This window comes from Nocardia caishijiensis NBRC 108228, from assembly GCF_001612825.1.
GTDB classification, from domain to species: Bacteria; Actinomycetota; Actinomycetes; order Mycobacteriales; family Mycobacteriaceae; genus Nocardia; species Nocardia caishijiensis.
The window spans coordinates 42,127-59,780 of sequence record NZ_BDBE01000016.1 but is presented as its reverse complement, the minus strand read 5'-3'; the positions used below and the strand labels follow the sequence as shown (position 1 = coordinate 59,780).

Sequence of the window (17,654 nt, the reverse complement as noted above, 5' to 3'; positions counted from 1 at the left end):
ATGCGGTCAGTTACCTGAGGTCTGAGCCGAGCCGGTGCTCATCGAACTGGTGAGCAGACTCATCAGCAGGGCGAGGATGCCGCCGTCGCCGCTGCTGCCGGAGTTGGACTCGGTGATGTTGTAAAGCATGGTGCACTCCAAGTTGACACTCTGTGACCTTCTGTCACTGGCGATTTGCCGTCTCGGACGATACCGAAGGCGAATGTGAATAGGAGGTGTTTTAAAGGAATTTCCCCCACTTTTCTGTGAGAACCCACAAGCCCCGAAAACCTGGGCGGTCGAACAAATCCGACCGTGGGCGGAGGGCAGCCACCACATCGGTCCCTATGCTCAGTGTGACCGAACGTCACGTGAATCGGAGGCACCGTTGCCGAACAATCTCGAAGCAAGCATCGACATCGCCGCATCGCCGGAGAAGGTCTGGTCGATCCTGGCGGACCTCGACCGGATGTCGGAGTTCAGCCCGACCACGGTGAAGATGGTGGCGATCGGCGGGGTGCGTGAAGGGGCACGCACCATCAACCTCAACCGCGACGGCTGGAAGGTGTGGCCGACCAGCTCGCGCATCGTCCGATTCGTGCCCAACACCGCGCTCGCGTTCCGGATGAACGAGAACCACACGGTGTGGAGCTACGAACTCGCACCGACCGCGGCGGGCACCCGCGTGGTCGAGCGCCGCACCCTCGACCCCAAGGGGCTGCCCGGCTGGATGGGCCCGGTCGTGAAGATCGCCGGTGGCGAGCAGAAGTTCGAGGCCGATCTCGTCTCGGGCATGCACGAGACACTGCGCAAGATCAAGGCCGCGGCCGAACGCTGACCCACCGCACCTCGAGAGCCCGCCGGAATCATCCGGCGGGCTCTTCGCGTTGCTACGGCAGTTCCTGGCGGACCTCGTCGAATGCCTGTGCCGTGCGGGTCAACAGCGCGGTGAGCGTGGCGAACTCCTCGGCGGTGAACCGAGCGGCGACGGCGCGTTCCACCCCGATCGCGCGAGCGTCGGCCGCGGCGGTGACTTCTCGGCCCGCCTCGGTCAGCCGCGTCTCGAGCACGTTCTTGTGCCACTCGTGCGGTGAGCGCTCGACCAGGCCGCGGTCCTGCAGATTGGTCAGGACCGTGTTCATCGTCGGTGGCGTCACGCCCGCGAGGCGGGCGAGCGCGGCCGCCGAGATACCGGGGTTCTCGGCGAGGTACATCAGTGCGCTGAACTGCGGAACCGTCAGCCCGGCCGGTTTGAGCGCGGCCGTCTTCGCCGCGATCATCGCTTGCTCGGCACGCTTGAGAAACGTGCCCAGCCTCTCGGTCGAGGGCATGGACGTCATGCGGTCATGGTATCCGCCCACTCTGGAGTAACAGTCTTGACGATCATTAGACCTCTAATCTAAATTCCTACTCGTTGATTGATTCGAGGCATTACGTGAACGAGAGGCTTCATCATGATCAGATCCGGCACAACGCTCGCGATGGCTGTCGCTTGCCTCGCGCTCACTGCCTGCGATAGCGCAGCGAAACCCGCCCTGAGCACCGCTTACGAGCTGCCGGGCACCGCCGTCTACCCCGAGGGCATCGCACTGGACTCACGAACCGGCGACAGCTACGTGGGCTCCTACGCCGACGGCACCGTGTTCCGCGCCGCCGCCGGTGCGAAAACCGCCGAGGTGTTCTTGCCCGCAGGCGCCGACGGTCGCAAAACGACCAACGGTCTGCGCGTCGACCGCGACGGCCGACTGTGGGTGATCGACTCCACCTCGGGAGTCACGGTGTACGACACCGGTTCTCGCGCCCCGCTCGCCCGATTCGAGGTGCCGGGCACGCAACCGCACTTCGTCAACGACCTGGCCTTCGGCGCCGACGGCAGCGCCTACCTCACCGACAGCATCCGCAATGTCGTCTACCGCGCCGCCCTCGGGCAGGGCCCGGAGCTCACCGTCGCCGCCGACCTGGCGCCGGTCCTGGGACCACGGGACCCGAAGACCTTCGAACTCAACGGCATCGTGGCCGACGAGGCGGGCACGTACCTGCTGGTCGTCGCGATGTCGGCGGGCGAGCTGTATCGCATCGACCTCACCGGCGCCGAACCGATCAGCAAGGTCGCCAAGACCGGCGGCACCGTGCTCCACGGCGACGGCCTCGAGCTGCGCGGCGACACATTGTGGGTGGTGCACAATACCGACAACACCATCAGCCGGTGGACGATCACCGACAACGGCCGCACAGCGACGCGCGAGGGTGAATTCCACGACCCCGCACTGGGCATCCCCACCACGATGGTGCACTCCGGGGACCGGGCGCTGATCGTGTCGTCGCAATTCGACAAGGGCGGGCCGATGGGCGGGCAGGAGAAGCCGGGGACCTTCGTGGTGTCAGCGCTCGACGGGTTCTGAGCGCACGAATTCCGCCAGCACAGTGACGAATTCGTCCGGCTGCTCGACCTGCGGGGAATGCCCGGCGTGCTCGACCAGGTGGGTGCGCGCCCCGGCCGCGGCGTATCTGTCGAGGGTGGCGGTGGCGTCGTAGAGATGGTCGTGGCGGCCGTGCACGGCGAGCACCGGGACATCGAGCGCCGCCACGCGGGCATCGAGTGGGCGCGCGGCGAACTCGGCGGCGCGCTCGCCCACGGCATAGGCCAGGCCCGCCGGGGCGGCCGAGCGGAAGTCGCGCACCACCGCTTCCGACAGTCCGGGAACCGACGCGTACCGGAAACGCGGGGCGAACAGGGTGCGGTTGCCGAGGCGGATCACGAAACCGGGCGTCCACCGCTGCGCGAGCCGCACCGACCACGGACGAACCACCCACCTGGCGAATCCCGGAATCCGCGCGACGGTGTAGTCCGGGCTCTGGCCGATCACAACCGCCCGCGCCACGCGGGGCAGGGTGGCCAGCTCGAGGGCGATTTCCGCGCCGAACGAATGGCCGACCACCGTCACGTCGGACAGGTCGAGTTCCTCGAACAGGGCCGCCAGCGGTGCGGTCCTGGCGGGCGCGGCGAAATCCTCGACGGGGTCACGCAGGTCGAGGCGGATCACTCGGAAGCGGGAGGTGAGCCGCTCGGCGACCGCGCCGAACCAGTCGACCGAGCCGGGGATGCCGTGCACGCAGACGATCACCGGACCCGCACCCTCGTCGACAAACTCCACCACTCGAGCCTAGCGCGGCCATTCGATAGCGTATGGCCGTGAAGTCTCCCCGCAGGCTCAGCGCCGACGACTGGGTCGCCGCCGCGATCGTCGCCCTCGGCGAGAACGGTCTCGCCGCCGTGGCCGTGGAACCGCTCGCCAAACGCCTCGGCGCCACCAAGGGCAGCTTCTACTGGCATTTCAAGGACCGCGCCGCCCTCGTCGAGGCCGTGCTCGCGCACTGGGAACGCGAGGGCACCGACGCGGTGATCGCCAGTCTCGAGCAGCTCGCCGACCCCGCCGAACGGTTGCGAGCGCTGTTCACCGATGTCATCGACTACGCCACCGAGGGTCGCGAGGAATTGGCACTGCTCGCCGCCATCGACCAACCGCCGGTGGCGGCGACCATGCGGCGGGTGGCCGCGCGACGGATCGAGTACGTGGCCGGGCAGTTGCGTTTACTCGGAGTTCCTGCGGCACAAGCGGATACGCGTGCGGCGGTGGCGGTGGGGATTTATCACGGGATCAATCAGCTGGCGCGTATGTCGCCCGAAAGTCTGCCCCCTACCGGCGAACTGGTGGATTCCATTCTCGAACGGCTGAGTTAGTCGACACCGAGCTTGACAGAAATCCAGAAGAGGACGCGGGTGCGCAGCGGCCACCGGAACGGCGTGGGCGGAGTGCCGACGGCGGTTTCGGCATTGTCGAGCAGTTCCTCGAGCAGGGCGTCGTGCAGTGGGCGGATGGCGAGGTGCCAGGCCAGGAACCCGGTGATGCCACGGGTTTCGGCGGCGATCACGTGGCGCAGGGTGGTTGACACACCATCGTCGATCACCTCGAAAGTATGGGTGCCCTCCAGCAGGAAGCCGGGAGCGAAGGTGAACTCCACGAATTCGCCCGGACGGTAGGCGGTGCAGGCGTAATGGACGTCGCCGTGGCCGCCGTTCGCACCCGCACCGAGGGGACCGTCCAATTCCAGCGGTGGCCATTTCTCGGTGGGCCACAACGGGTTTCCCGCGATCGCCACTTCGTCGAGCAGTTCGCCGACCTGCGCGGCGGGTGCCTGAACTGTTCGCTCGTGAATATTGCGGATCATCATCGGACCTCTCAGCGCGTCCCCTTTCGCCAACCATACGCATGCGTATGGAGCGTGTCCAGGCCGGTCGTAGGCGGATTCCGGGCGACCTACAGGTGGCGTTATCCGCGTCGGTCGAATACGCTTCGCCGCGGATGAAACGCCTCATGGAGGGACAAGTGATCACTCCGAACAGGCCGGAGACCGTAGCCGAGGTTCGCCACCCCGTGCCGTTGAGCCAGCTGATACACCTCATGGCGGAGTACCAGCAGCTCGGTGCGCACCGCGACACCTTCCTGGCCACCCCGGCCGACGACACCTTCGTGCGCGGATGCGGCATCGTCGCGGGCTGCATCGCGTTCATCGGGGTGATCTGCCTGATCGTCGGTGCCTGGCCCGGCGCCCTCGCCCTGCTCATGATCGCGGCGATCCCGGTGATGCTGGCTTTCCGACGCGGGATCATCAACCGGCAGAACCGGGCCGCACGGATCGACCTGTTCGAGCACGGGGTCACGGTGTACCACTCCGGTCAGCGCGTCGCCGGATTCCGGTGGGACACCACCGAAGTGCGGCAGGAGGAAATCCCCTTCCACGACACGGTCCCCGTCGTCTACCGCCTCGAACTCACCGGGCCCGCAGGCCGCGCCGAGATCGACGAAATGGGTTTCGCCCGCGCCCGCGAATGGGCCCGCGCCATCCAATCCGCCGTCACCGCAACTCAACTCCCGCTCGCCGTCGCCGCCATCGACAACGGCGAAACCGTGGAGTTCGGCGACCTCGGCCTGTCCCTGGACGCCCTCACCTACAAGGGCGAATCCTTCCCCTGGATTAACATCCAACTCATCGACGCCCGCAGCGGACACATCCGCCTGAAAGTGGCGGGCATGTGGATGTCCCTGTCCCCCGTCAACACCATCCCCAACTTCTACATCTTCAACGAACTCGCCGAGCGTTTGCGCCTGACACCGGTGGGCTGAATTCAGGGCTGCAACCCGAGGATCACGCGCACCGCGTTCTCCACCCGACGCATCTCGGGCAGTGCGAGGACGCCGAGCTTCTTACGCAGTCGCGCCTTCGAGACAGTGTGCAGGTCGGCGCAGTTCACATACGACTCTTGGTATTTGGTCAGCCCGGCATCCTTGCCCACCGGAACATGTGTCGATTCGGGACCGGAAGTCCCGGTGATCACAGCCACCGTGACGGCGGCCAGCGGTTCGGCGATCCGGTTGACCGTCAAGACGACCACCGGATGCGGACCCATCGGGCTCGGCAGAGCACATGCCCAGACTTCACCTCTGAAGGCCGAGCCCGTACTCACCACGTCATCTCATCCACCGCCGCGAGCTCTTCGTCTGTCGGCTCGGCGACTCCGTCCGGCAGCGGCGCCGAGCGGTCGCCGTAGAAGTCGCGAATCTCTTCGACGGCACGGACCTCGGCGGCTTCCTTGGCGAGGAGCCGCAGGCCTTCTCGTAACGCATCTGATGTCGAACCCAGATCGAGCGTCCGCATCACCTCGTCCAAGGCCTCGACTTCGTCCCGGCGCAATCGCACCTGGGCGAGTCGGCCCGCCCCGAGCGGTGAAGGCGCGTCGCGATCGGGGCCCGCCTTCTTGACTTTCGGGCGCTTGCGCAGCGTTCCCGGGCCCGCGACACCCTTCTGTCGTACATTTGTCATACATCCAGTTTGGGCCGCTCATCCACTACCGTCAAGTTCGAGCAGGACCCGGTCGCGGCACGTAGAAGGCCGGTCCACCAGATGGTGGACCGGCCTTCGGATCTTGCGGGAACTAGCTGATCAACCGATCAGAAGTCCATGCCGCCCATGCCGCCGGTGGGGTCGGCCGCGGGGGCCGCCTTCTCCGGCTTGTCGGCGACGACGGCCTCGGTGGTGAGGAACAGGGCCGCGATGGAGGCCGCGTTCTGCAGGGCCGAACGGGTGACCTTGACCGGGTCGGCGACACCGGCGGCCAGCAGGTCCTCGTACTCGCCGGAGTCGGCGTTCAGGCCGGAACCCGCGGGCAGGTTCGAGACCTTCTCGGCGACCACGCCGGGCTCGAGACCGGCGTTGAAGGCGATCTGCTTCAGCGGGGCCGACAGCGCGACGCGCACGATGTTGGCACCGGTGGCTTCGTCACCGGTCAGCTTCAGCTCGTCCAGGGCAGGCGCCGACTGCAGCAGGGCCACGCCACCACCGGCGACGATGCCCTCTTCGACGGCGGCCTTGGCGTTGCGCACGGCATCTTCGATGCGGTGCTTGCGCTCCTTGAGCTCGACCTCGGTGGCGGCACCGGCCTTGATCACCGCGACGCCGCCGGCCAGCTTGGCCAGACGTTCCTGCAGCTTCTCACGGTCGTAGTCCGAGTCGGAGTTCTCGATCTCGGAGCGGATCTGCGCCACGCGGCCCTTGATGGCCTCCGCGTCGCCCGCGCCCTCGACGATGGTGGTCTCGTCCTTGGTGACGACGACCTTGCGCGCCTGGCCGAGCAGCTCGATGCCGGCGGTCTCCAGCGAGAGGCCGACCTCTTCGCTGATGACCTCGCCACCGGTGAGGATGGCGATGTCGGCGAGCTGGGCCTTGCGGCGGTCACCGAAGCCCGGGGCCTTGACGGCGACGGACTTGAAGGTGCCGCGGATCTTGTTCACGACGAGGGTCGACAGGGCTTCGCCCTCGATGTCCTCGGCGATGATCAGCAGCGGCTTACCGGCCTGGATGACCTTCTCCAGCAGCGGCAGCAGGTCCTTGACGGTCGAGATCTTCGACGACACCAGCAGGATGTACGGGTCCTCGAGGACCGCTTCCTGACGCTCGGGATCGGTGACGAAGTAACCGGAGATGTAGCCCTTGTCGAAGCGCATACCCTCGGTGAGCTCCAGCTGGAGCCCGAAGGTGTTGCTCTCCTCGACGGTGATGACACCTTCCTTGCCGACCTTGTCCATCGCCTCGGCGATGAGCTGGCCGATGGCCGGGTCACCAGCGGAGATACCGGCGGTGGCGGCGATCTGCTCCTTGGTGTCGATCTCCTTGGCGGAGTCGAGCAGCTTGGCGGTGACGGCCTCGACGGCCTTCTCGATGCCGCGCTTCAGGCCGAGCGGGTTCGCGCCGGCGGCGACGTTGCGCAGGCCCTCACGCACGAGCGCCTGGGCGAGCACGGTGGCGGTGGTGGTGCCGTCGCCAGCGACGTCGTCGGTCTTCTTGGCGACTTCCTTGACCAGCTCGGCGCCGATCTTCTCGTACGGGTCCTCGAGGTCGATCTCCTTGGCGATGGACACACCATCGTTGGTGATCGTGGGGGCGCCCCACTTCTTCTCGAGCACGACGTTGCGACCCTTCGGGCCCAGCGTCACCTTGACAGCGTCGGCGAGGGCGTTCAGACCCCGCTCGAGACCGCGACGGGCCTCTTCGTCGTACGCAATTGTCTTGGCCATTGCGTTGAGATCCTCCACATGTCTATGGCTGACACACGAGACGACCACAGGTTGGATCGTCCCCAAGTACGCTGGCCAGGTGCGGTGCCCGCGACGGACGACCGAGGGTGTCGATGGAACCCGGTCTCACCGTCCCGACCTGGCACTCAACAGACGTGAGTGCCAAAGCCATTTTTAGCACTCGGGTGGCGAGAGTGCAAGGTCGCCCCCGGCGCGCGTTCGCCGCACCGGGGGCGACCGATGGTCAGGATTCGTCCTGGGCGGCGAGGAACTGGTTCAGCAGTTCCACGAGTTCGGCTTCTACAACAGTCTTGTCCAGGCCGAGGTCGCTGAGCACGCCCGACCCGTTCTCGTGCTCGAGCAGCGCGAGCAGGATGTGCTCGGTGCCGATGTAGTTGTGACCGAGGCGAAGAGCCTCGCGAAACGTCAGTTCCAGCACCTTCTTGGTCTCCCCGTCGAACGGGATGAGCGCGGGAACCTCCGCGGCGGGGCCGGGCAATCCGGCCGACGCGGCGTCGCGCACCGCGTCCAACTCCACTCCGCGCGCGACGATTTCCCTGGCCGCGAGCCCTTCGGACTGGCCGATCAGGCCGAGGATCAGGTGACCGAGGGTGATCTGATCATTGCCCGCCGTCCGGGCCGACTCCTGCGCACCGACGACGACCTGGCGGGCACGATCGGTGAACTTGGCGAACCCGGCCTGCGGGTCCATGGCGGCGGTGTCGCCGGGCTGCTTGGGGACGAAGCGCTTCTGGGCGGCCTGCTTGCTGACGCCCATGCTGGCGCCGATCTCGGTCCAGGATGCGCCGGAGCGACGGGCCTGGTCGACGAAGTGGCCGATGAGATGGTCGGCCACCTCACCCATGTGATTGCCGACGACGACGGCGTCGGTGAGTTGTTCGAGGACATTGTCGGGGCGGGCCTTCTTGATGCCGTCGATCAAATCGTCGAGGCGGATACTCGGTGTGCTCATGCGTCAACTCTAAGTTGACGATCGTCGAACGTCAACCATTCGTTGACGATCGGTCGGTGGCACAGTGGTCCCATGGGGAGAATTCCGGGGTGGACCCTGCGCTTCGCGGGCGTTGTGGTGACGGTGAGTTGCCTGGTCGCGGCGGGACGATTCCTGCTGCCACAGCCGGTGCCGGGCGACATACCTGGCGCGACCGAACGCCAACTGGCCTTTCTGCGCGACGCCCTGGACAAAGGCGCGGATACCGAAGCGCAGCAACTGTTCCCGGAAGGGCATCTGTTCTCGAACGCGCTCTACGGGCTCGCCTGGGTACAGGCGGGGCACACCGACCCCGACCTGCGCTCGCAGGCCGTGGCCGAATCTCGCTGGGCGCTGGCCCGCATGGAATCCGACGAAGGTCGGGCGGTGTTCAGTCCGCGACTGGAGCCCGCGCACGGGATCTTCTGGGCAGGCTGGACGAATTGGTTGCGTGGGGCGATCCTTTCGCTCGATTCCACCGACCCCACCGAGGTGCGACGCTTCTCCACGCACAGCGACGAGATCGCGCAGGCGTTCGCCGCGTCGCCGACGCCGTTCCTCCAGGCGTATCACGGACAGGCGTGGCCGGTGGACTCCACGGTGGCGATCGCCTCGCTCCGGCTGCACGACAAGCTGCTCGGCGCGCGGCACGCGGCGGTGATCGATCGATGGACGGAACAATCCCGGGCACGACTCGATCCATCCACAGGTCTACTCCCCCACCAGGTTTCCGCTGTGGACGGATCGCTGAGCACCGGTTCCAGGGCCACATCCCAGGCGGTGATCCACCGCTTCCTCCCCGAGATCGACCCGGGATTCGCGCGAACGCAGTACTCGCTCTACCGCGACCGGTTCCTCGCCTATCCAGGTGGTTTCGGGCCCGCGATACGCGAATATCCGCACGGCGTCGACGGCAGCGGCGACGTGGACTCCGGGCCGCTGATCGCCGGCATCAGCCTGTCGGCCACGGTGGTGGCCCAGGGTGCCGCCCGCGTCAACGGTGACGGCACCCTGGCCCGCGCCCTGGCCGCCGAAGGCGAACTGCTCGGTCTGCCGATCGATCTGCCCGGCTCGAAACGCTACGCACTCGGGCTGGTGCCGATCGGTGACGCCTTCGTCGTCTGGTCGTCCACGGCGCGGCTCCTCGTCACCGAATCACCGTCCACCGCCGATGATTTGCGCTGGTGGTGGCGTCTGCCGTGGCTCGCGGTACTCACCCTGATCGCCCTCGCACCATGGGCCGGGCAGATCACCGCTGTGGCGCGAAATGCCGGTCGGCGCCCGCGCGTGAATGCCTTGCGCGCCGTGGCGGACGGCGAGCCCCGGGCTACGGCGAACTGCGCGCTCGACGCCTAGGCGGCGGGAGCGTCCGTCAGCGCAGGCCGACCGTCATTCCGGCGCCGCGCACGATCAGTTCCTTCACCAGCGCACCGGTGCGGCCACGGATCACGCGTGTTCCGGGGGTGTCGTCGGCGTTGAGCACCTGGATGACGGCGTCGCGGCGGCCGAGGCTGAGGCATTGGAGCTGGTAGCGGAAGGTCATCGGCTCCGGCTCGGTCCCCTTCGCGCGCGCGATGATGGCCCGGGCGACGTACGCACCGGCGGGAATGGCTGTGGCGCAGGCCATTCGGAGCGGGCGGTCGCCCGGGCCTGCCATCAGCGCCGCGTCACCGGCGGCGTAGATGTCGGGGTGGGAGATCGAGCGCAAGGTGGCGTCGGTGCGGATGCGGCCGTGTTCGTCGACCGCGAGACCTGCTCGCCGGGCCAGGTCGGGAACGGTGAAACCGGCTGTCCAGACGACAGATTCGGCCTCGACCACCGTGCCGTCGGTCAGACGCACACCCGTCGGCAGCACCTCGACGGCCTTCGCCGACCGGATCTCCACCCCGAGTCGGGTGAGCGTGGCGCGGATGCGCTCGCCTGCCCGCGCCGACAACCACGCACCCGGCTCGTCGGCGCCGAGCAGCACCACCGTCGAATACCGTTGCGATTCGGCGAGTTCCGCAGCCAACTCGATGCCCGTCGACCCGGAACCGACCACGATGACCCGCCCGTCGGGAAGAGCACGCACATCCTCGGGTGTCGCGACGGACCGCGCGTATTCGGCCACGCCCGGCGCACCCGACCGATCGGCCGCGCTACCGAGCGCGTAGACCAGGGTGTCGTACGTGAGCGTCCACGAATCGAAGTCAGCAGCCCGCCGACCATCACCGCCGACGACCGATCGCCCCTCGACGCCGTCATGCGGGCCGCCGTCACCGCCCGCCCGCCCTTCGACGTCTTGAACCGACTCGCCCGGGCCGCCCGCCCCGACCAGCCGCCCGTCGAGGCCCTGAACCTGCCCATGCGCAGCGCCGACCGACCCTTCGGCCCACCGAGCCGAGCCTTGCGGTCCGCCTTCGACAACCTCAACGAGGTGCACTCGCCTGGTCGCAGGATCCAGATCCGAAACCTGCGCCCGAACGAACTCGATCCCCTTGCGCTCCAGCATTTTCCGCAGGTCCCAGCGCCTGATCGATTGCCCGGCGGCTTCCTGGTGCAGGCGCACGCGCTCGACGAACTCCGCGCGCGAATCGACCACGGTGATCGTGGCATCTCGCGATGTGCGGGCCAACCGGCGGGCCGCCGCGAGACCCGCGTACCCCGCGCCGAGAACGACGATCCGATGCTGACCGGTCATGGTGTGGCTCCTCTCGATGTGCCGACACCTTCCAGACCGGACAGCCCCCATGTTCCTGACACTTTCTGCCAGTGATCCGGGTCACGCCTCGATTCGGTTCAATTTGTCCGGGTTGACCACGATGAGTACCTCGTCGACCAAGCCCTGGTCGTCGACTTCGAAGAACATCACGGAGCTGGCCCGCTCACCGTCGGCCCGCACGATCAAGGCCAACTCGCCGTTCACCTCGTCGAAGGCGAATGTCGTTGCCGGAGTGAGGAACTTGGTGAGACCGACGAGGTAGCGCGACACCTGGTCGGCGCCGGTGACCGGACGACGGGCCGCGGTCACCTTGCCACCACCGTCGGCCATGCTCACCACATCGGCAGCCAGCATGGCACGCAGACCGGCCACATCGCCGGTCACGGCGGCCGTCATGAATCGCTCGAACAGGGCACGTACCTGCTCGGTCGGAGCCGGGTATCGCGGTTTGCCGCCCCGCACCCGCGTGCTGGCGCGGTGCAGGATCTGCTGCGAATTGGCCTCGGTGAGGTCGAGCATCGCGGCGATCTCGGCATGCGGATAGCCGAACGCCTCGCGCAGTACCAGCACCGCCCGCTCCACCGGGTTGAGCCGTTCCATCGCGGTGAGCAACGCCAACGACACCGATTCGCGTTCCTCGACGGTTTCCAGCGGACCGAATTCCCCGGAGGGCACCGGCTCGGGCAACCACGGCCCGACGTAGGTTTCGCGCCGGGCTCGCGCCGACGTCAGCTCGGTGCGGCACAGGTTCACGGTGACCGTCGTCAGCCAGGCTTCGGGATTCTCGATCGCGGCCTGGTCGGCGGCAGCCCAGCGCAGGTAGGCCTCCTGAACCACGTCCTCGGCCTCACTCGCGGCACCGAACATGCGGTAGGCAAGCGCGAACAGCCTGGACCTGTGCTGAGAGAACTCCGTGATCCCGTCCGATTCCACCCGCGCTCCTTGCCGTAGTGGCGCTACGGTACCGCCCGCCCAGCCTGTCGATCAGCAGGATGTGGGCGGCATCTCGCCGGGGAACTAATCGTCGCGCGGGCGACGCAACCGCAGCCGCGCCGACCCGCGAATCGCCGGACGGCGGATCTGCGGCATCCGCCGCTGCGCGCGGCGCTGGGCCCGTCGCTCGGCGGGTTTGTGCTGCCAGGTCTCCGGCCGGGCCGCCACCCAGCGCGCCGAGCGCCAGGCGAACGGGATGTGACCGAGGTACAGCGCGACCAGGATCAGCAGCAGCACGATCGGGTACGTGACCAGCAGGGCTGCCGCGACCGCGACGAGCACCAGCAGTCCGGCCGCGGCCTGCGGCGCCACCGACACCGACTTCATGGCCAGAGTGGGGATGGTGCTCACGCACAGCAGCGCGGCGAAGGTCGTCCACACGGCGACGAAGGTGAAGCTGTCCCACCAGCCGTCCCCGAACTGCACCTTCAGGGCGATCGGGACGAGCGCGATGAGGGCGCCCGCGGGGGCGGGCACCCCGGTGAAGTATTCGCGCGCCCAGTTCGGGCGGGAATCGTCGTCGAGCAGGGTGTTGAATCTGGCCAGGCGCAGCACCAGGCTCACCGCGTACAGCAGGGCGATGATCCAGCCCGCGCTGTACCCGTCGAGCAGGGTGACGTAGAGGACGAGCGCGGGCGCGACGCCGAAGGAGATGGCGTCCGACAGCGAGTCCAGTTCGGCGCCCATCTTGGAGGTGGCGTCGAGCATCCGGGCCAGGCGGCCGTCGAGGGTGTCGAGCACGGCGGCGGCGCCGACCATGGCCAGCGCGATGCCGAGTTCACCGTCGAGCCCGAACTTCACCGCCGACAACCCCGAGCACAGCGCGAGGATGGTGACGATGCTCGGCAGCAACCGGACCGAACGTGGCCGACGGCGGCGAGCCGAATGCGCCTGTTCGATCATCCCAGCACAGCCAGCACGGTTTCGGCTCCGATCGTGCGCTGGCCGGGGGTGACCAGCAGTTCGGTGCCGACCGGGAAGTAGGTGTCCACGCGGGAACCGAAGCGGATGAGCCCGTAGGTGTCACCGATGGTGAGTTGGTCGCCGACGCGGGCGTCGCAGACGATGCGGCGCGCGATCAGCCCCGCGATCTGCACGACCACGACCTGCTTGCCCTCGGCCGTCTCGATGAGCATGCTGTTGCGCTCGTTGGCGTCGGAGGCCTCGGCCAGGTCGGCGGAGAGGAATTTGCCGGGCTGGTGCAGCACCTCGCGCACGGTCCCGGACACGGGCACGCGTTGGACGTGCACGTCGAGCACCGACAGGAAGATGCTCACGCGCGGCAGCGGCTGATCGCCGAGACCGAGCTCGGCGGGCGGCACGGCCGTGTCGACCAGGGCGATCTCACCGTCGGCGGGGGCGACGACGATGCCCGCGCGGTTGGGCGGCACCCGGTGCGGGTGCCGGAAGAAAGCGGCGCAGGCGGCGGCGGCGGCCAGACCGGTCCGGCGCACCCACTTGTTGCGTCCGCCGACCACCGCCACCGCCAACGGCGCCGCGACGAACGGCAGACCTGCGGGGTGCAGCGGGGGTACAGCGGCCCGGACCAGGTCGACGACATGGCCGACGCCGGTGGTCTCGGGCGTGCCGGGCGGGGTGGGGCGGCGTGCCACGGGCTCCCTCTTTCGTGTGATGACAACAGCGATCACACCTTACGGGAAGCCCGTGGTCCGCAGGGGTGGTCAGTGCACTGATCTGCGCCCGGTGACCAGGCCGACCAGGAACAGCAGCAGGCAGGCACCGGCCAGACAGGTGATGAAGCTGAAGATCCAACCCGCGCCTTCGACGTCGACGCCGAACAGCTTCAGGATGAAGCCGCCGAGCAGGCCACCGACGATCCCGACGACGATATTGAGCAGGATCCCCTGCTGGGCGTCGGTCTTCATGAACTTGCTGGCTATCCACCCGGCGAGTCCGCCGATGATGATCCAACCAATGATTCCGAGTCCGAGCATGGTTTTCCTCGTTCCCTCGAAGGGTCGGCTAGGTATCGCCTCGTCTCACAGTTATACCCCTCGGCTCTTGTGACAATCGACACTCTTCGGACAGATTTCAGGCTAATATGAGGGGGCCTCATGTCTGCGCGTTCACATGTTGTCCACGCAGGGGTCACGGGCGATGAGGGACAGATTTCGATGCTTCAGGTACACCCAGCGGTGCAACCCGCAGGTTGCCAGGTACAGAGGAGATACGCATGGCTGCTCGAATCGCCCAGACGACCGGCGCGGAGCACACCGCGATCCTCGGGCTGGGCGTGTACCGCCCCGCCCGGGTGGTCACCAACGACGAGGTCGCGGGCCCGATCAACTCGAGCGACGAGTGGATCCAGACCAGGTCCGGCATCAAAACCCGCCGCTTCGCCTCGGACACCGAGACCGTGCAGTCCATGAGCGTCGCCGCCGCGCGGGACGCGATGGCGGCCGCGGGCGTCGCCGCCGACCAGGTCGACTGCGTCATCGTCGCCACCTCGACCCACCTGCTGCTCACCCCGGCCATCGGTCCGCGCATCGCCACCGACCTGGACATGACCGGTGCCGCCGCCTTCGACATCTCCGCGGGCTGTGCCGGTTTCTGTCATGCCGTCGGCATGGCCTCCGACCTGGTACGCGCGGGCACCTCGCAGCACGTATTGGTGATCGGCGTCGAGAAGCTCACCGACACCATCGACTTCACCGACCGGTCCACCGCGTTCCTGTTCGCCGACGGCGCGGGCGCGGTGATCGTCGGGCCCGCGCCGGAACAGGGCATCGGCCCGACCGTGTGGGGTTCGGACGGCACCCAGCACCACGCCATCCGCCAGTCCAAGGACTGGATGGAGTTCTTCGCCGAGATCGAGGAGAGGGGCACGGACGCGGTGCGGCCCTACCTCACCATGGAGGGCACGGCGGTGTTCCGCTGGGCAGCGCACTCACTGGAGAAGGTGTGCCGGGAGGCGATCGACCGTGCGGGCCTGACCACCGACGACCTCGACGCGATGATCCCGCACCAGGCCAACGGCCGGATCATCGAGATCATGGCCCGGGTGCTGAAGTTGCCGGAGAGCTGCGCACTGGCCAACGACATCGAGGAGTCCGGCAACACCTCGGCAGCCTCGATCCCGTTGGCGATGGAGGCGCTGCTACGCAAGGGCGAATCGAAGCCGGGCGACGCGGCACTGCTCATCGCCTTCGGCGCCGGGTTGTCCTATGCCGCACAGGTGGTCACGATGCCCGCCTGGAAGTCCTGACCCAGCAAATCCCGCGACGACGGCGGTGACCTGCGCCGAAGCAGGTCACCGACCGGTCGGTCGGCCGTGTCCGACCTGTCCCGCTTGCACCAACTCGGACATGCTGGCAAACTCTTCGCTAATCGAAGTAGCTGATCGAAGAGGCTCAGCCGCCCGGCATACCCGTCGTCGACCCCGAGGTGATCGGCCGTGAAACTGCGCTCATTCCTGCCCCGCAGACACATCAACGAGGTTCCGCTGCTCCCGACCATCGAGCCGGACGACAGCTTCGCCCTGCGCAGCGCCTTCACCCGCCGTAAACGCGACGAACGCCTCGAACGCCTGCTCACCCCCAGCGAACTCGACCTGGTCCTGAGACATGGAGCGCTGACGCGCTCGAGTCGGGGCCCTTCGGGCCCCTGATCTTCCCTCCCTCCGGGTAAAGACGCCTGAGGCCTCGGAAAGGGATACTTGCGGGGTGAGCAATCCCGCCCCGACCAAACCGGCCATTCTCAGCGTCGACGACGATCCTGGTGTTTCGCGCGCGGTGGTGCGCGACCTGCGCCGCCGCTTCGGCGCCGACTACCGCATCCTGCGCGCCGAATCCGGCCCGCAGGCCCTCGAGGCCCTGCGCGAGATGAAGCTGCGCGGTCAGCCGGTGGCCGTACTGATCGCCGACTATCGCATGCCGGGGATGGACGGCATCGAATTCCTCGAGCAGGCGATGGACCTGCACCCCTACGCGCGGCGCGTGCTGCTCACCGCGTACGCCGATACCGACGCCGCGATCAACGCGATCAATGTCGTCGACCTCGACCACTATCTGCTCAAGCCGTGGGATCCGCCGGAGGAGAAGCTGTATCCGGTGATCGAGGGGCTGCTCGATGCCTGGCGCAGCGCCGAGCAGCGGCCCGTCCACGAGACCAAGGTGGTCGGTGATCGCTGGTCGCCCCGCTCCTCGCAAGTGCGGGAGTTCTTGGCGCGCAACCAGTTGCCCTACCGCTGGTACCCCCGGGACGAACCCGAGGGCGCCCGGTTGCTCGAGGCGGCGGGTGCCGACCCGCAGTCGTGTCCGGTGGTCATCACCCAGGCGGGTGAGGCCCTGATCCAGCCGACCGACAGCGAACTGGCCGAAAGCTGCGGCCTGAGCGTGCAGGCCAGCGACGAGTTCTACGACCTGATCGTCGTCGGTGGCGGTCCGGCCGGACTCGGCGCCGCCGTCTACGGCGCCTCGGAGGGTTTGCGCACCGTGCTGGTCGAGCGGACCGCGACCGGTGGGCAGGCGGGGCAGAGTTCGCGCATCGAGAACTACCTCGGCTTCCCCGACGGTCTCTCCGGCGCGCAGCTGGCCGATCGCGCCCGCAGGCAGGCGGCCAAATTCGGGGCCGAGATCGTCACCACCCGTGAAGTGGTCGGTCTCGAGGTGAACGGTTCGGCCCGCACCGTGCGCTTCGCCGACGGCGGATCGCTGTGCGCGCACACCGTTCTCATCGCCACCGGAGTGGACTACCGGCGGCATCCCGCACCGGGGGTCGACGAATTCACCGGTCGCGGTGTGTACTACGGCTCGGCGATGACCGAAGCGACCGAGTGCGCCGAGCAGGAGGTGTACATCGTCGGCGGCGCGAACTCCGCCGGGCAGGCCGCGGTGTTCCTGTCGCGGCACGCGCGCGGGGTGCATCTGGTGGTGCGTGGCGACTCGTTGGAGAAGTCGATGTCGCACTACCTGATTCAGCAGATCGCCCAGATCCCGAACATCACCGTGCACACCGAAACCGAGGTGACCGGCGCCGACGGCGACCAACACCTGGAGCGAATCCTGCTGCGCGACAACCGAACCGGCACCGAGGACAAGGTCGACGCGCAACGGTTGTTCCTGTTCATCGGCGCCGCACCGCAGACCGGCTGGCTCGACGGCGTCGTCGCCCGCGACGGCAACGGGTACGTGCTGGCCGGACCCGACCTGCTCATCGACGGCGCGCGCCCGGCGGGCTGGGAGCTCCCGCGTCCACCCCACCACCTCGAAACCAGCGTGCCCGGGGTGTTCGTGGCCGGTGACGTGCACGCCGAGTCGGCCAAGCGGGTCGCCTCGGCGGTCGGCGAAGGCGCCATGGCCGTGATGTTCGTGCACCGGTACCTGTCGTAGGAGGC

21 protein-coding genes are annotated in these 17,654 nt (G+C 67.8%); 8 read left to right on the top strand and 13 right to left on the bottom strand.

What is annotated here, in order from left to right; translation table 11 throughout:
- Positions 1-6: 6 nt before the first annotated feature.
- Positions 7-129 carry a hypothetical protein gene (locus tag NC7_RS29995; protein ID WP_255283991.1) on the bottom strand — a complete coding sequence of 41 codons (123 nt, stop codon included), beginning with the start codon at positions 127-129 and terminating at the stop codon, positions 7-9.
- Positions 130-367: 238 nt separating this feature from the next.
- On the opposite strand from NC7_RS29995, the gene NC7_RS04365 reads away from it, so the two are divergent.
- A complete protein-coding gene (locus NC7_RS04365) occupies positions 368-817 on the top strand; it encodes an SRPBCC family protein (RefSeq protein WP_067979114.1) in 450 nt (149 codons plus the stop codon).
- A gap of 52 nt (positions 818-869) precedes the next feature.
- On the opposite strand, the gene NC7_RS04360 is transcribed toward NC7_RS04365, so the two are convergent.
- Positions 870-1,319, bottom strand: a complete 450-nt coding sequence (locus tag NC7_RS04360) for a MarR family winged helix-turn-helix transcriptional regulator (RefSeq protein ID WP_157101837.1) — start codon at positions 1,317-1,319, stop codon at positions 870-872.
- A 114-nt stretch (positions 1,320-1,433) separates the two neighbouring features.
- On the opposite strand from NC7_RS04360, the gene NC7_RS04355 reads away from it, so the two are divergent.
- Positions 1,434-2,381 carry an SMP-30/gluconolactonase/LRE family protein gene (locus NC7_RS04355; RefSeq protein WP_067979112.1) on the top strand — a complete coding sequence of 316 codons (948 nt, stop codon included), beginning with the start codon at positions 1,434-1,436 and terminating at the stop codon, positions 2,379-2,381.
- Here NC7_RS04355 and NC7_RS04350 read toward each other — a convergent pair.
- On the bottom strand, positions 2,361-3,134 hold the full coding sequence (locus tag NC7_RS04350; RefSeq protein ID WP_159372834.1) for an alpha/beta fold hydrolase: 774 nt from the start codon (positions 3,132-3,134) through the stop codon (positions 2,361-2,363). The genes NC7_RS04355 and NC7_RS04350 overlap by 21 nt on opposite strands.
- 38 nt (positions 3,135-3,172) lie before the next feature.
- Here NC7_RS04350 and NC7_RS04345 point away from each other — a divergent pair, with 38 nt between their 5' ends.
- Positions 3,173-3,721, top strand: a complete 549-nt coding sequence (locus tag NC7_RS04345; protein WP_201449841.1) for a TetR/AcrR family transcriptional regulator — start codon at positions 3,173-3,175, stop codon at positions 3,719-3,721.
- Here the strand turns inward: NC7_RS04345 and NC7_RS04340 are convergent.
- Positions 3,718-4,212, bottom strand: a complete 495-nt coding sequence (locus NC7_RS04340) for an SRPBCC family protein (RefSeq protein ID WP_157101836.1) — start codon at positions 4,210-4,212, stop codon at positions 3,718-3,720. The two genes, NC7_RS04345 and NC7_RS04340, sit on opposite strands and share 4 nt — an antisense overlap.
- 155 nt (positions 4,213-4,367) lie before the next feature.
- On the opposite strand from NC7_RS04340, the gene NC7_RS04335 reads away from it, so the two are divergent.
- Entirely contained in the window at positions 4,368-5,165 is a 798-nt protein-coding gene (locus NC7_RS04335; protein ID WP_236573131.1) for a DUF6585 family protein, read from the top strand.
- 2 nt (positions 5,166-5,167) lie between these two features.
- Here NC7_RS04335 and NC7_RS04330 read toward each other — a convergent pair whose 3' ends face one another.
- The 4 genes from NC7_RS04330 to NC7_RS04315 form a co-directional block, all read right to left on the bottom strand.
- Complete coding sequence (locus NC7_RS04330; protein ID WP_255285037.1) at positions 5,168-5,506, bottom strand: type II toxin-antitoxin system PemK/MazF family toxin; 339 nt, start codon at positions 5,504-5,506, stop codon at positions 5,168-5,170.
- Positions 5,503-5,862: a hypothetical protein gene (locus NC7_RS29785; protein ID WP_201449843.1), complete on the bottom strand. Its 360-nt coding sequence runs from the start codon at positions 5,860-5,862 to the stop codon at positions 5,503-5,505. Before NC7_RS29785 ends, NC7_RS04330 begins: the two co-directional genes overlap by 4 nt.
- A gap of 128 nt (positions 5,863-5,990) precedes the next feature.
- Positions 5,991-7,613 carry a chaperonin GroEL gene (gene groL / locus NC7_RS04320; RefSeq protein ID WP_067979195.1) on the bottom strand — a complete coding sequence of 541 codons (1,623 nt, stop codon included), beginning with the start codon at positions 7,611-7,613 and terminating at the stop codon, positions 5,991-5,993.
- Positions 7,614-7,857: 244 nt separating this feature from the next.
- Positions 7,858-8,586 (bottom strand): Clp protease N-terminal domain-containing protein, encoded by a 729-nt coding sequence (locus NC7_RS04315; RefSeq protein WP_067979095.1) that lies wholly within the window; start codon positions 8,584-8,586, stop codon positions 7,858-7,860.
- A gap of 72 nt (positions 8,587-8,658) precedes the next feature.
- Between NC7_RS04315 and NC7_RS04310 the strand changes: the two genes are divergently transcribed.
- A complete protein-coding gene (locus NC7_RS04310; protein WP_174550191.1) occupies positions 8,659-9,960 on the top strand; it encodes a hypothetical protein in 1,302 nt (433 codons plus the stop codon).
- Positions 9,961-9,976: 16 nt separating this feature from the next.
- Here the strand turns inward: NC7_RS04310 and NC7_RS04305 are convergent, their stop codons facing one another.
- The 5 genes from NC7_RS04305 to NC7_RS04285 form a co-directional block, all read right to left on the bottom strand.
- Positions 9,977-11,284, bottom strand: coding sequence for an NAD(P)/FAD-dependent oxidoreductase (locus NC7_RS04305; protein WP_067979091.1), 1,308 nt, complete (start codon positions 11,282-11,284; stop codon positions 9,977-9,979).
- Between the two features lie 81 nt (positions 11,285-11,365).
- Positions 11,366-12,238: an RNA polymerase sigma-70 factor gene (locus NC7_RS04300; RefSeq protein WP_067979088.1), complete on the bottom strand. Its 873-nt coding sequence runs from the start codon at positions 12,236-12,238 to the stop codon at positions 11,366-11,368.
- An 84-nt stretch (positions 12,239-12,322) separates the two neighbouring features.
- Complete coding sequence (locus NC7_RS04295; protein ID WP_067979086.1) at positions 12,323-13,201, bottom strand: CDP-alcohol phosphatidyltransferase family protein; 879 nt, start codon at positions 13,199-13,201, stop codon at positions 12,323-12,325.
- Positions 13,198-13,911, bottom strand: coding sequence for a phosphatidylserine decarboxylase (locus NC7_RS04290; protein ID WP_067979083.1), 714 nt, complete (start codon positions 13,909-13,911; stop codon positions 13,198-13,200). Before NC7_RS04290 ends, NC7_RS04295 begins: the two co-directional genes overlap by 4 nt.
- Positions 13,912-13,980: 69 nt before the next feature.
- Positions 13,981-14,253, bottom strand: coding sequence for a GlsB/YeaQ/YmgE family stress response membrane protein (locus NC7_RS04285; RefSeq protein ID WP_067979080.1), 273 nt, complete (start codon positions 14,251-14,253; stop codon positions 13,981-13,983).
- Between the two features lie 239 nt (positions 14,254-14,492).
- On the opposite strand from NC7_RS04285, the gene NC7_RS04280 reads away from it, so the two are divergent.
- From NC7_RS04280 to NC7_RS04270, 3 genes are all read left to right on the top strand, one after another.
- The gene (locus tag NC7_RS04280) at positions 14,493-15,524 is read left to right on the top strand and encodes a beta-ketoacyl-ACP synthase III (protein ID WP_067979077.1); all 1,032 of its coding nucleotides are present in this window, start codon (positions 14,493-14,495) and stop codon (positions 15,522-15,524) included.
- 189 nt (positions 15,525-15,713) lie between these two features.
- Positions 15,714-15,926, top strand: a complete 213-nt coding sequence (locus NC7_RS04275; RefSeq protein ID WP_067979074.1) for a hypothetical protein — start codon at positions 15,714-15,716, stop codon at positions 15,924-15,926.
- Between the two features lie 55 nt (positions 15,927-15,981).
- Positions 15,982-17,649 (top strand): NAD(P)/FAD-dependent oxidoreductase, encoded by a 1,668-nt coding sequence (locus tag NC7_RS04270; protein ID WP_067979071.1) that lies wholly within the window; start codon positions 15,982-15,984, stop codon positions 17,647-17,649.
- Positions 17,650-17,654 lie beyond the last annotated feature (5 nt).